This window comes from Sphingobacterium bovisgrunnientis (assembly GCF_009829085.1).
Lineage (GTDB): Bacteria > Bacteroidota > Bacteroidia > Sphingobacteriales > Sphingobacteriaceae > Sphingobacterium > Sphingobacterium bovisgrunnientis.
Window position 1 is genome coordinate 18,096 of sequence record NZ_WUQY01000023.1, and the last position, 13,581, is coordinate 31,676.

Sequence of the window (13,581 nt, forward strand, 5' to 3'; positions counted from 1 at the left end):
TCTTTTAAGATTGAAAGTTCCTCAAAATACATTACATGAAGACTTTCAAAGATTTAAAAGTAAGTGCGCCTATTTTGGATGCGCTAGATAAACAAGGTTATCAAAATCCAACACCGATTCAAGAGCAGGCTATTCCTGAAGTATTAAAAGGTAATGACTTGCTAGGCTGTGCGCAGACGGGTACAGGTAAGACAGCTGCATTCTCTATTCCTATTTTACAATTATTAAATAGTCATAAACCAAAGGACCACAAACGTGGAACTATACGTTCATTGATTTTGACGCCTACGCGCGAATTAGCTATTCAAATCAACGAATCCATCGAGGCGTATGGTGAGAATCTTAAATTGAAACATGCTGTTATTTTTGGTGGTGTGAACCAATTTAGTCAAGTACAACAATTGCGTCAAGGTGTCGATATTTTAGTGGCTACACCAGGGCGTTTATTGGATTTGGTATCCCAAAAAATCGTGTGGTTGGATAAGATTGAAATCTTAGTATTGGATGAAGCGGATAGGATGTTGGATATGGGGTTTATACACGATGTAAAGCGTGTTTTATCTTTAGTGCCTGATAAGAGACAAACGTTGTTTTTCTCGGCGACTATGCCTAAGCAAATCCAAGCTTTAGCGGATTCTATTTTGCATAATCCCGTAAAAGTAGAAGTAACACCGGAATCAACTACTGCCGAGACAATCCAACAAACATTATATTATATCGAAAAGGCAAATAAGCCAAAAGCATTATTGCAGTTGTTGAATACACGTGTAGATAACAATGTCTTGGTGTTCTCGCGTACCAAACATGGTGCGGATCGTTTGGTGAAGTTGTTGCACAAGAACGATATTTCAGCAGCAGCTATCCACGGTAATAAATCCCAGAACGCACGTCAAAATGCATTGGAAGCTTTTAAGAAAAAGGATATTAAAGTATTAGTCGCTACGGATATTGCGGCTCGTGGTATCGATATTGATTTGTTGCAATATGTGATCAATTATGAATTGCCAAACTTGCCAGAATCTTACGTGCACCGTATCGGTCGTTCGGGAAGGGCAGGAGCATCTGGTTTTGCGATCTCACTGTGTGACGTGGAAGAAATTCCATATATCAAGGATATTCAATATACAATTGGCTTTGAATTACCTGTAGAGGTAATGGAAGGATTGAGTATGTCACCACAGTTCGTGCAGAAAAATCAATTTGCTGGTACGCAAGGTAAAGGCAAAAAAGGAGGAGCAAAAGAGCAACCAAAAGAAGGTGCGAAACCTGATTTTCGTCATAAAAAGAAAACAAAACCTACAAGTAAAGAGCGTCGAAGAAATCAAGAACGAAATGCTGCAGGTGGAGGAAGCTCCAAACCCGGAGCAAGTGCTGGAGGAAATCGAAGCAGATCTACTAGAACAAGATAAAATAGAAGGAAGCGAAAGCTTCCTTTTTTGTTTACTGATAAAATCCGTACTTTCATATATGATACGTTTCTCTATTTTTCTTTTGTTATTGTGCTTTGGCTGTAATTCGGATAAATCATCTAATCAGCATGAAGAATACTATATGCATGTGGATGGTCGGGATACTTCAAGGCTACGATTAGTCAGATACGAAAATAGATTCTTTGGTTCATACACCCATACAAAAGGAGGTATTGCTCCTGTCGTAGGTGAAATAAATGGGGATATAAAAGGCGATACGCTTATCGGAGATAATCACTATACACCATACCGTTGGAAGGAAAAGAAGCGTGCTCCAATTGTGCTACTTAAAAAAGGAAATACTTATATAGAAGGTGATGGTAAAAAGATTGAATTTATGGGGGTGCTAACTTTTATAGAATGGACGTTAAAATTTGATCCACCTAAAAGAATTTATAAGCCTGTAGATAAATTTGAGGAGTGAATTGTTTTCTAGATCCAATTATTAAAATTTGCATATAGTAAAGTAATATAATAATTAATTTTTATAGTGTTTCCAAAACCGCAAGCCTTTCATTGATCGATGATTGTACTTTTTCTGGTGTGATACCAGTTGTAGTATTAATGCCTTTTTTATCTCTATTACAATGAATGCAAATGTCGTCGCTTTTTTTATTAGTATTATTACAAACACATAACCAAATTTCTTTATTTCCAAGTAAACCTTTTTCTATTCTATATTCTGCATCATACTGAAAAAATGATAGAAGATTTTCACCAGATAGACTTTTTAAATTTGCAACTATCTCATCATTAATAATTTCAGGGTTTTCATTTAAAATAAATAATGCTGCAATTTATAGATACTTATCATTTTCGTTTAAAAATTTGATAGCTCTTGAATAATCAATTATGCCCAGTTCTATTATAGCCTTTAAAATTCTATCTTTTTCCCAATAGGCTAATGATTCGTCCTTAAGTTTATTGTAAAGAATATCTTTTGATATTGAACTATTTATTATGCTAAAATAGTATAAGACCTTTTTATGTTTTCGTATGTGTTGTATTCATCTGATAACTTACTGTAAAGAAAATTAACTAAATATGGTGCGAATTCAACGAACTTCGATTGAATAATAAAATCAAGCTCTTTTATACTTATAGAATTTAAGGAATATCCAGTTTCTAATATTTTTTTCGCATGAACCTTATCTGATAAGTATGATCCTGTAATTGTTTTATTTGATTCTAGTTCGAAGTTATCAATTGTCGATAAGATTACTGGAGTACCCGTTGCTGTGATCATAAACATTTGTTTTCCACCTCCAGAAATTTCATCAATATCGATTGATAGACCGACTAATCCGTTTGCCCTTCTCTTCTTTGCTTCTACTTTTAAAGCTTCGATAACATCGAGATAAATTGCACTTAGCTTTTTCTCATATGTATCTACTCTCCCTCCAAAAAAATCCATAAAATTAGCTCCAATGTCTGAAAGCACGTTTGAACCTATTACAATATTTTTTGTTATTGGATCAAGATATTTTTTTATCGTAGAACCTTCAATACTATTGGTTGTTGTTATTATCATAATTTTTTCTCAACTTTGTCATAAGTAAATTATATGAATTAATCTATCATCATTTTCGTCTAGCGAGGTGCTCTAACCAGTTGAAAAACTAGAAGATTGAAAATTCATTTCTCAACAATATTGATAACTAAACTGATAATAGAAGTTTAATATAAATAAAAAATTGTATATCAAATAATTAATGTTATATTTGAGTATAATCAGGCTTTGCCTTGCTTCTCTAGAACCGAATAGTTTACTCTTCTTTTTTAGTTTTCGCTTTACTTGGCTAATGTTATCATCTAATTTGATGAAGTAACTATTTGAATTTGTTTCCTTCAAAATCATTTAATTCTTTTCACGTTTAGTTAACGAATGATTATTTAAGATTGAAAGATCTTAAAAGGTATGGCTTTATGCCTTAACAAATTTATTTATTTTAATACATTACAAAAATGCAACAAGGAACAGTAAAATTTTTCAACGAAACAAAAGGTTTTGGATTTATTACACCAAGAGATGGTGGTCAAGACTTATTCGTACACATGACAGGATTAGTTGACAACATCAGACAAAATGATGAAGTTACTTATAATGTAGAACAAGGACGTAACGGACTAAACGCTACTAACGTACGTATAGCATAACAATACTTCATACTGTATTATTAATATGGCTAAAACATTTTGTTTTGGCCATTTTTATGCAGTTTGTTTTAAAAATTTAAGTTATGTGGAGCATATCGGATTCGAACCGATCACCTCTTCGCTGCCAGCGAAGCGCTCTAGCCAAATGAGCTAATGCCCCAAATTCAGAAGATTATTTTTCTTCTGCAATATTAATCGTGTAGCGTATACGATCGTGTGCTGCTACTTTGGATATGAAATCAAAATACGTTTGGTAGTCATCAACGGAATAAGTTCCGTCTTTGATTACTAATTTACGATAATAATTTACCTTTTGCCCATCCGATGATATTTTCAACTCATATTTTCCCATCGGACTTTCAATAATTTCATTTACCGGAATTAGAAAACCTTTTAATTTTTCTTCGAAAATAAATTCAGATTCATCAATATCTGTATACCCCCGATTTATATACAATGGATTAGCTCTGTTTCTTGATTCGGGAATATTGCGTTGTGCGTTAAAAATATTCGGTGTGAAAATATAGCTATTACCATTCTTTACCACATAGTTGCGGATATTAACGGCAAGATTTTCTTCTAAAATAGGTGCTGCCTCCGAATTGACTTTGTAGTCGATTTTGTTGAAAGCAATATTGTTGACATCATAATATTTCTTCAACTGTTTATTTTGATCTGGCAGGCTGTTGAACATATTGTGAAAATGATTTTCGAATTGTGATCCCGAAAATGAAGTCGCTACTGTTCCGTCTAAGCTACCGTCTTTGGATACTTTAAATTCATTTTTGCGCAGTTGTAAACTTTCAGTAGCAGGGTAGGTCTGTGTGCGCAAAACTTTTCCTCCTTCTGCTGTACAAGCCAATACAAGGCGATCATCCGTAAAATCACCCAAATACCCGAAAGGACTTTTGTTGCTCGTACATTCAAGCCAAGTGGTGTCGTTTTCAAATGGTACGCACAAAATAATATGGTTTCCATCTACGGCATTTGCAAAAGTTTCATCCAAACTTATTTTTTGATTGCCAGCTTCCACCACACAATACAATGAAGGAATGTCTACAGCAGCTAATAACGCTTGCATATAATTTACCAACGCTTTACAGTCACCATAACCAAGTTTGTCTACATATGACGCCGGAAAGGGTTCTAAACCGCCAATTCCGATTTGTATACTGATATAGCGCGTCTTGTCTTGCATATATTTGTACAATGCCTTTGCCTTGTCTTTTGGATTGTCATATTGACTGGCGATTTGCTTCGCTTTCTCAACTGTCGCAGCTGGTAAATCTTGCTTTCCTACCAATAATTCATCATGAATCCATTTACCTAGGTCTTTCCAATCGCTCACATTACCTCTTCTTTTGTAATATTGAAAAGTCTCGGGCACAATCTTTACAATAATTTTATTTGGATTTTCGATAGGCGAGAAGGGCTCTATTTTTCTGGCGTTTAATGCTGAAGCAGACCAAGTGTAAGTTTTTCCTTTTTCGTCAGAAGTTATATTAGCCTCTTGTTGTAGGTTTTCTACTTTGATACGCAGCTTTAGATCAGGCTTGCAACTAAATTGATACGTGCTTTTTTCTACAGCCAAATCGCTATTACGGTTGGGATACCAATACGGAATAAATAAGTTCTGCGCATGTTTGATTTCGTAGCTGTACACAATCGTGTATGGGTATACAGTCATACTAGGCGCGTAATGCTTTACACGCAGATCGCCATACATACTCACGCCATCAGTTGCGCTGTAATCTTTAAAATCTTTTTGCCCAAACTTGCTTATTTGCTTCCCAAATTCATCGTATACAAATCCTTTTATATCCTTTATGACTTTACTTTTATCGTAATAAAGCGTAAGCTGTGCATAATCTTCACCAGATTGATTGAGAATAGTAATAGCCCGTGTTACTGTTTCTGTTATATTGTTTTCAGCTTTCATGTCAAGACTGATATGCTCATTGCGCAAAACGGCTGTAGCGCGACTTTTTAGGCTATTAGGGATAAGTTCCACCCCATAATCCTGCGCAAATAAAGCGACACCTGAAAGTATATAGCTGAGTAGGAATAATAATTTTAAACGCATTATTTTGTTTGGTAATTAAATTCGTGATCAATCTGCATATGTTGAATTATTCGTGAAAATAATTCCTTTAAGCCAAAGTATTCTTCGCTCGTATAAATCGCTTTGTTTAACATGAGTTGTTGCGTAACCGTCAATTTGTTCTCGTTAATATTACTGATGTATTGATAACGGGCTGAATTCTCGGGTAGCGCCATATTTACTCTTTTGGGAGCTTGTTTGAATGTTAGACCTTCAGGTAATTCTATTTCAATGAAATGCTTTTCGGTATCTTTTGCACCTAAATCCACGTCATAATTACGCTCATCTAGGTTAAAAGGATTTTTGTTGATACGTGAAATAAAAATTGGGTTAAATTGCACATGACCATTTTTCAATGGCGATGCGACATTTATTTCAACTTCGTATTCTTCGGATAGCATATTATCGGGATTGTCAACATTCTCAACTTTTGAACTTAAGATTTGCAAATGCGACTGTTTTTCGTCAAAATTTTCGGCATACTCCTCAATACTTGGGAAATTTAGAATTTCTTTACGCTTCTGCAACGCATCTAGACCATTGCTGACAATGAAGAGTGTACCTTTTAGTTTACCATCCAGATCTAATTTTCCTTTGAAAGAATATTCGGTGATGGAAATTTCTTTATTCGTCAGTTCAATCCATTCTGAGGATTTGCGTGAGTAAATTATACGTCCTCGGCCATTGATACAGTGAAGCGGCAGTTGACCAAATCCAATCAACGGATCTGTCGCATCTACCAACACAAATTCATCATTTAGCTTCACAGCAGCTATGATATAATTGAAATTAGATAAAACGGGATGCAAATCATGCGGCAAGCCATTGTTTCGCGTGGAAATAATAACGGGGTATGCTTCTAATTCTGCCGCGTTGAATGCAGCGATTAAAGCCAAATTAATATCACCGACATTTCCACTTTTGCTTTCTAATGCATCCTCTATGCCGTGTTGGCTATATTTACCATACACATTATTTAATCGAATATTCTTGGAAATCCAACGGTGAACCTCAGAAGCACGTTGGTAATTATCCGTTACAGCAAGTATTTTAGGATCCAGTTTTTGCTTTATAAAATCAACTTTTTTGAGCTGTCCTCCAAAGCTTTTGTCGGTCATCAATTCAATATCCACGTCCCTCCAAGCCTTCGTATATTTGTCCACACCACCATTTGGATTAGCCATTTCGACCAATTCGAAATTAATAGCAGAAATATAGTTTTTTGGCGCAAGCATATATGCTTCCTCCTTGAAAGCAGGAATATTGTTCATCGTATACGTGATATTGGAGCAATCTAGACGCTGTCCCATGACAACAATACAGCCTGTTTCTCTATTAGTCTTCGTGTTTTCTAATTTTAGGGCACCCTTTAAAGTTACATTATAATTGCTCATAGACGGGATGCGCACATTGTATTCACTCCGAATTTTGGGTATATCGGTTTGAAATTCCCAACTTCTGAAATTAAAAATATCGGGTGAGACAATATAGTATTCAATCTCAATGATAGAACCTACTTTTATGTTTGGTAGGGTAAATTTAGTAAGCTTTAGAAATTCACTTTTATTTTCTGTAATGATGTTTTTGCGTTCTAATAATGTTTCGGTGATTCGCCCATTTTCCAAATTGTATGTTTTACCAGTAACCTCTTCTGTATATTCGAAATTTTTACCAAAACTATAAAGTGGAAGTGTGAAATTGGCTTGGTCAAATCCTTCTTGGGATAGTATCTTTATGCGAGCTTTGTAGCGGTGGTAGACACGTAAGGCATGGTCGCGATCGCTAATATCCAAATGCGTCTTTCCAGTTTCCAACAGCACGACAGCGACAGCGTTCGAATCTAAATTCTCCGATGTTATATTGAAATTTCCTGCTGTTACGTTCGGAAAGTCACTTACTTGCGCGCTAGAAACTTCAAAAATAGTTAGAGCTAGAAAAAGAAAAATTAATTTCATTAATTTAAAGTATAATTGTTTGGTGAAAAATAACAATTATACTTTAAATATCCATATAAATTATTCTTGAGCCTGTAATAATTGTTTGTCGTAAAGATCAGCGTATTCTCCGCCTAGCGCAAGTAAAGATTCGTGGTTTCCTTCTTCCACGATTTTACCGTTTTCTAACACAATTATATGATCAGCATTTTTGATAGTTGAGATTCGATGCGCAATAAAAATGGAGGTTTTGTCTTGCATAATCTTACTTAGGTTGCTCAATATTTCTTCTTCCGTTTTGGTATCTACCGCAGAAAGACAGTCGTCAAAAACTAATATATCTGGATTCTTAATTAAAGCACGCGCAATTGAAACACGTTGTTTTTGACCTCCCGAAAGTGTAATGCCACGTTCGCCTATATGCGTGTTGAAGCCTTCTTCAAAGCCTTTTATATTTTCGTAAACGGCAGCTTGTTTAGCAGCTGTTTCAACTTCTTCCTCGCTGTATTTGTCCAGTCCAAATGCGATATTATTTGCAATGGTGTCGGAAAATAAAAATACTTGCTGGGGAACAAAACCAATCTGATGACGCAAATGCGCGTAATCGTAATCTTTGATATCTACACCATCATAGCTGATTTTACCGCCATCAGCATCATACATGCGTAATAGTAGATTGGCAAGCGTACTTTTTCCAGAACCTGTTTTACCGATTATTGCTACAGTTTGTCCCGCTTGAATATTTAAGTTAATGTTGTCTAAGGCTTTTATTCCAGTTTCTGGATAGGTAAATGAAACATTTTCTAATGTGATGTTTCCTTGTAAATCTTTGGTCACAGTGCCGTTAGGAATTTCGGATTTAGTATTCAGAAATTCATTGATTCGTTTTTGCGAAGCTGCAGCGCGTTGGATTAAAGAAGTTACCCATGCTAATGCCAATGCAGGGAATGTTAATTGGTTCACATAAATAATGAATTCCGCGATATTACCCGCTGTGATGGTGCCTTTATTCACTTCCAAGCCTCCAATGTATACGGTAATAATTGTACTGAAGCCTACCAAGAATATAATCAACGGAAAGAAAATCGCTTGCACACGAACTAAATCCAACGAAGTATTTCGATAAACATTGCTTTCCTTTTTGAACTCTTCAATTTTTCCGGCTTCCTGCGTATAGGTTTTAATCACACGAATACCCGAGAAAGTTTCTTGAACAAATGACGAAAGCTTGGATAATTGTGCTTGAATCTTGGTACTGCGTTGGTTGATCATTTTATTGATGAACAATATAATCACCATTATGATAGGAATCGGTAACAGCGCATAGGTGGCTAATGTAGCATTCACATCATACATCGCGTATATCACCATTATGGATAATGTCACCGTATTTATACTATACATGATAGCTGGACCGAGGTAATTACGTACTTGATTCACATCTTCGGTCGCGCGATTCATAAGATCACCCGTATTATTGCGTCTAAAAAATGCAAAATCTAAAGCCTGATAGTGCTTATAAATTTCATTTTTCAAATCATATTCAATATATCTGGAGATTAAAATGATCGATTGACGCATCAGAAATAAAAATATTCCACGCAATAGTGCAAGTAGCAAAACGATACCAGCGAAATACAATAAACTTTTTCCAAATTGATCATAAATGGATTGTTGATTGTCAAATCCATTGTATAGCTTATATAAATCTATGTTTTCTTTTACCAAATCAAATGCTTCACGAATGACTTTAGCTGGTAGTATGCCGAAATAATTGGATATAATGACGAAAATAACGCCTGGAATAAGACGCCATTTATATTTTATGAAATATTTATTTAGATAAGCGAGATCTTTCATGATTTGCTAACAAAGGTAAGGGTTTCGCTTTAATATTTTCATCGATATGGTTGTATTAAAGTCATACTTTCATAAATGCATCAAAAGGTAATTTTAACAAAATTTATTTCTTATTTTTGTACTGCCTTAATTTGGCATATAGATTAATAATTTTGGTTATGCAAAATTCCACTATTTTCAGTCTGATGGCTAATGCTGATCATCAGAATTTATTCTTTTGTAATGATCCGGCAGTAGGATTGAAGGCTATTGTAGCTATCCATGATACGACATTAGGTCCAGCAATTGGCGGTGTGCGTATGTTGCCTTACGAATCGGAAGAAGAAGCTATCGAAGATGCTTTGCGTCTTTCAAAAGCGATAACTTACAAATCTTCGTTGGCGGGATTGAATTTAGGCGGTGGTTGTGCGGTGATTATTGGCAACAACCGTACGGACAAGACAGAGGTTTTGATGCGTCGTGTAGGTAAATTTATCGAAGGGCTTAACGGAAATTTTATAGCTTCAATTGACGTAGGTACGACTCAGCGCGATTTGGAATACATCCATGCTGAAACAAACTATGTTGCTGGTCTTCCTACTTCGATGAATGGCGGTGGTGATACTACTGTTTTCGCCGCGAGAGGAGTTTTCTACGGCATCAAAGCTGCAATCAAAGAATTGTATGGTGATGATTCTTTAGCTGGACGCAAAGTTGCGGTTCAGGGTGTGGGATCTGTCGGGGAGCAATTAATAGCGATGTTGCGAAATGAGAATGCGCGTGTGTATGTTTCGGATATGACCGAAGAGCGCAATTTGAAAGTAGCTGCGAAATACAAAGCAGAGCCTATTCAATATGCAACAAGTTATGAATTGGATGTGGATGTGTATGCACCATGTGCCTTAGGTGGAACGGTAAATCCGGATACAGTGCCTAAAATGCGTTGTAAAATCATCGCTGGTTCAGCAAATAATCAACTCAAAGAAGAAGAAAAAACAATACAATTGTTGAAAGAACATAATATTCTATACACACCAGACTTCTTGATTAATTCTGGCGCTTTGATAAGTTGCTATTCGGAATTAGAAGGATATGGTAATGATCGTACAGAATCGTTAATTCGCAATATATATACAGCGACACGTCATGTGTTGCAACGTGCAAGAGAAGAAAATATTACCACCTATGAGGCGGCCAAGCAATTAGCGGAAAAGCGAATTGCGGACATGTCCAAAATTAAAAGGTAATAATTTGTTCTCCTTTAAAATCGTTCTTTATAAATAATTCGTTCTTATACACTTATGTTAAACAGAAGACACCTTAGAGTTAAGGTTATGCAGACGCTTTATGCGTACAATTTATCGGAAGATAAACAGGTTAAAGATTTTGAAAAGGCACTTTTCAAGAATGTAGATGAGGTAAATGAAATGTACATCTGGACATTGAATTTACTGGATGAAGTAGCAGAATACGTAGTTTTAGATGCCGAGAGTCGTGCCGCAAAATATTTGCCAACGGAGAAGGATAAGATTTTGACAACCAAACTGAATAGCAATACATTTATTGAGTCATTGCGTCAAAATAGAGCTTATCTGGAATTTGTAAAAAAATATAATGTGTCGTGGGGATTTGATCCAGAGATTGTGCGTTCGATTTTTGCGCAGTTGAAAGATTCAGAGGCCTATTTGGAATATTTGCAAGTAGAGGATAGAAGCATTGCTGCCGAAAAAGATATTATTAAATATATATTTAAGAAAATAATCTTAAAATCGGTTGAAATCGAACAAGTCTTCGAAGAAAAATTTATCAACTGGACAGTAGATAAAGAAGTGTTGCAGGCAATGGTTGCCAAAACCTTCAAAAACTTCAGTTCAGAGGTGCCTTCACAGAATAAACTAGCAGATTTGACACCAAATTGGTCAGAAGATGAAGATTTCGTTGCTGACTTGTTGAAGACTACTATTCGTTATTCGGAAGAATATCAGCAGCTTATTGCTGAAAAAACAAAAAATTGGGAAGCTGATCGTATTGCGTTAATGGATACTATTTTGATGCGTATGGCGATTAGTGAATTGATTAATTTCCCATCGATTCCTGTGAAAGTTACGATCAATGAGTACATAGAATTGTCAAAAACATTCAGTACATTGAAAAGTAATACATTTATAAATGGTATATTAGACAAAATTCTTGCTGATTTGACCAAACAAGGTCGTATTAATAAGTCAGGAAGAGGACTAAAAGACTAAGTGAAAAATGAAGAAACTATTATTTGCGGGAGCAGCATTATCCATGTTGTTTGCTTGTAATAATCCATCTCAAAAATCAGATGAATCTGGGGATTCGACAGCTTATGAAACGAGTTCAAATACAGTGGGAACGGGTAAAATTGCCTTTGAATCTGATGTGTTTGATTTTGGAACAATCAAAGAAGGTGAAGTAGTCGAGCATACATTCAAATTCAAGAATGAAGGTAAAGAGCCTGTGATATTAGCGCAAGTAACTGCTTCATGTGGATGTACGACACCAAGTTATACGGTTGATCCTATTTTGCCAGGAAAAGAGGGAGAGATTAAAGTAAGCTTTAATAGTGCAGGTCAACCTGGTTTGCAGCAAAAAATTGTAACGGTATCCTCCAATGCAGAAAATGCAGTGACTACAGTGCAATTAAAAGGAACCGTAGAAAAGTAAATTTAAAATTATTAATTACAATATGATATCAACTATTTTATTACAAGCTGGTGGCGGAAGCAGTTTGATGGGAATGCTACCAATGGTATTGATCATCGTTGTGTTCTATTTCTTTATGATTAGACCACAAATGAAAAAACAAAAAGACCACAAAAAATATATCGAAGAATTAGGTGTAAATGCTAAAATCGTGACTACAGCAGGTATTCACGGTCGTATCGTAGAAGTTTCTGACACTACTTTTTTAGTAGATGTAGGTTCTGGTGTACGTATGCGTTTTGACAAATCAGCAGTTTCTTTGGATGCTTCTAAAGCAGCGAATGCAGAGCCAAAAGCGTAATTTTTAGTAATTAAATATAGGAAAGCCATTTGCAAACTTGTAAATGGCTTTTTTTATTGTAAATACGTTCTGTACGCTTATTTTTTTAACTTTGTGTATATGAAGCAACGTAGATTTTCAAAAATCCATAAGAGAAAGATAAACATCTTTTTGCGTTGTCTCGTTATTTCTTTTATTGCTTGGCTTTTGATAGCTGTTTCCAATCAATACACGTTCACAATTAATGCAGGTATTGAATACGTCAATATGCCTGAAAAAAGAGCGTTCCACCCACTACAATCGGATACGGTTAGTGTAAAAATAAAAATGAGTGGCTGGAATGTCTTACTTGCCAAAATGCGTGCAGATTCGACTAATATTCAGGTAGATTTGAGCAGCTTGAATACCCGAAATTTTGTCGTTTTTTCCAATCAGATTGGATTTATTAATAGGCAATTTCCAACTGAAAAGCGTGTAATCAGTGTTTCGCCTGATACATTATATTTTGATTTTTCGCGCCAAAGGCAGCGTAAAGTTCCTATAAAAGTTCCTACAAATATTAGCTTCAAAAAGCAATACGGATTCGTTGGGGAGACTAAGGTTAATCCTGCTGAAGTGACAATAACGGGGCCAACAGAAGATGTGGCAAATATTGAATTTTTGGAGACGGATACCATTAAGGGCGATTTGGTATTTACCGATATTAGAACCGTAGCGCATATCAATAAGAATCATAAAACAAATATCACGATTTACCCGCGAATGACGGAATTGGTCATTCCTGTAGGTGAATTGACAGAAAAGATTATTGAGGTTCCCATCAAGATAATCAATGGTATGAAATATACATCAGTTCGTACTGTTCCTAGCAAAGTTACCTTAACGGTGATGGTTCCATTGAAGGATTTTGTAAAATGGACAGCAAGCGATTTTGAAGCGGTCGTAGATATGGCGAATTGGGAAGACAAGCACGTCAAAAGTTTACCTGTACGGATAACGAAGATTCCGGATTTCGTGCAATTGATAAAGTTAGAACCTCAAAACGTCGATTTTTTCGTTCGTAAATAAAAC

The 13,581-nt window shown here is 35.6% G+C and carries 12 protein-coding genes and 1 tRNA gene; 8 read left to right on the forward strand and 5 right to left on the reverse strand.

Annotated elements, in window-relative coordinates; translation table 11 throughout:
- The first annotated feature begins 35 nt into the window (after positions 1 to 35).
- Positions 36 to 1,409: a DEAD/DEAH box helicase gene (locus GOQ16_RS11540; RefSeq protein ID WP_160069427.1), complete on the forward strand. Its 1,374-nt coding sequence runs from the start codon at positions 36 to 38 to the stop codon at positions 1,407 to 1,409.
- Between the two features lie 58 nt (positions 1,410 to 1,467).
- Positions 1,468 to 1,893, forward strand: coding sequence for a hypothetical protein (locus GOQ16_RS11545; protein ID WP_160069428.1), 426 nt, complete (start codon positions 1,468 to 1,470; stop codon positions 1,891 to 1,893).
- Positions 1,894 to 2,427: 534 nt separating this feature from the next.
- Here GOQ16_RS11545 and GOQ16_RS11550 read toward each other — a convergent pair.
- Complete coding sequence (locus GOQ16_RS11550) at positions 2,428 to 3,000, reverse strand: YbjQ family protein (protein WP_160069429.1); 573 nt, start codon at positions 2,998 to 3,000, stop codon at positions 2,428 to 2,430.
- A gap of 434 nt (positions 3,001 to 3,434) precedes the next feature.
- Between GOQ16_RS11550 and GOQ16_RS11555 the strand changes: the two genes are divergently transcribed.
- Positions 3,435 to 3,626, forward strand: a complete 192-nt coding sequence (locus GOQ16_RS11555) for a cold-shock protein (protein WP_159635141.1) — start codon at positions 3,435 to 3,437, stop codon at positions 3,624 to 3,626.
- Positions 3,627 to 3,712: 86 nt separating this feature from the next.
- Here the strand turns inward: GOQ16_RS11555 and GOQ16_RS11560 are convergent.
- From GOQ16_RS11560 to GOQ16_RS11575, 4 genes are all read right to left on the reverse strand, one after another.
- A tRNA-Ala gene (locus GOQ16_RS11560) sits at positions 3,713 to 3,786 on the reverse strand.
- 12 nt (positions 3,787 to 3,798) lie between these two features.
- Complete coding sequence (locus GOQ16_RS11565) at positions 3,799 to 5,709, reverse strand: DUF3857 domain-containing protein (RefSeq protein WP_160069430.1); 1,911 nt, start codon at positions 5,707 to 5,709, stop codon at positions 3,799 to 3,801.
- Positions 5,709 to 7,682, reverse strand: a complete 1,974-nt coding sequence (locus GOQ16_RS11570) for a DUF3858 domain-containing protein (RefSeq protein ID WP_160069431.1) — start codon at positions 7,680 to 7,682, stop codon at positions 5,709 to 5,711. The genes GOQ16_RS11565 and GOQ16_RS11570 overlap by 1 nt, the downstream gene beginning before the upstream one ends.
- A 60-nt stretch (positions 7,683 to 7,742) precedes the next feature.
- On the reverse strand, positions 7,743 to 9,521 hold the full coding sequence (locus GOQ16_RS11575; RefSeq protein WP_160069432.1) for an ABC transporter ATP-binding protein: 1,779 nt from the start codon (positions 9,519 to 9,521) through the stop codon (positions 7,743 to 7,745).
- A 158-nt stretch (positions 9,522 to 9,679) separates the two neighbouring features.
- Here GOQ16_RS11575 and GOQ16_RS11580 point away from each other — a divergent pair, with 158 nt between their 5' ends.
- From GOQ16_RS11580 to GOQ16_RS11600, 5 genes are all read left to right on the forward strand, one after another.
- Positions 9,680 to 10,747, forward strand: a complete 1,068-nt coding sequence (locus GOQ16_RS11580) for a Glu/Leu/Phe/Val family dehydrogenase (RefSeq protein ID WP_149914326.1) — start codon at positions 9,680 to 9,682, stop codon at positions 10,745 to 10,747.
- An 87-nt stretch (positions 10,748 to 10,834) separates the two neighbouring features.
- Complete coding sequence (gene nusB, locus GOQ16_RS11585; protein ID WP_160069433.1) at positions 10,835 to 11,749, forward strand: transcription antitermination factor NusB; 915 nt, start codon at positions 10,835 to 10,837, stop codon at positions 11,747 to 11,749.
- Positions 11,750 to 11,756: 7 nt separating this feature from the next.
- Positions 11,757 to 12,191, forward strand: coding sequence for a DUF1573 domain-containing protein (locus tag GOQ16_RS11590; protein ID WP_160069434.1), 435 nt, complete (start codon positions 11,757 to 11,759; stop codon positions 12,189 to 12,191).
- 22 nt (positions 12,192 to 12,213) lie between these two features.
- Positions 12,214 to 12,531, forward strand: a complete 318-nt coding sequence (gene yajC, locus GOQ16_RS11595; protein WP_149914329.1) for a preprotein translocase subunit YajC — start codon at positions 12,214 to 12,216, stop codon at positions 12,529 to 12,531.
- 99 nt (positions 12,532 to 12,630) lie between these two features.
- Positions 12,631 to 13,578, forward strand: a complete 948-nt coding sequence (locus GOQ16_RS11600) for a YbbR-like domain-containing protein (protein WP_160069435.1) — start codon at positions 12,631 to 12,633, stop codon at positions 13,576 to 13,578.
- Positions 13,579 to 13,581 lie beyond the last annotated feature (3 nt).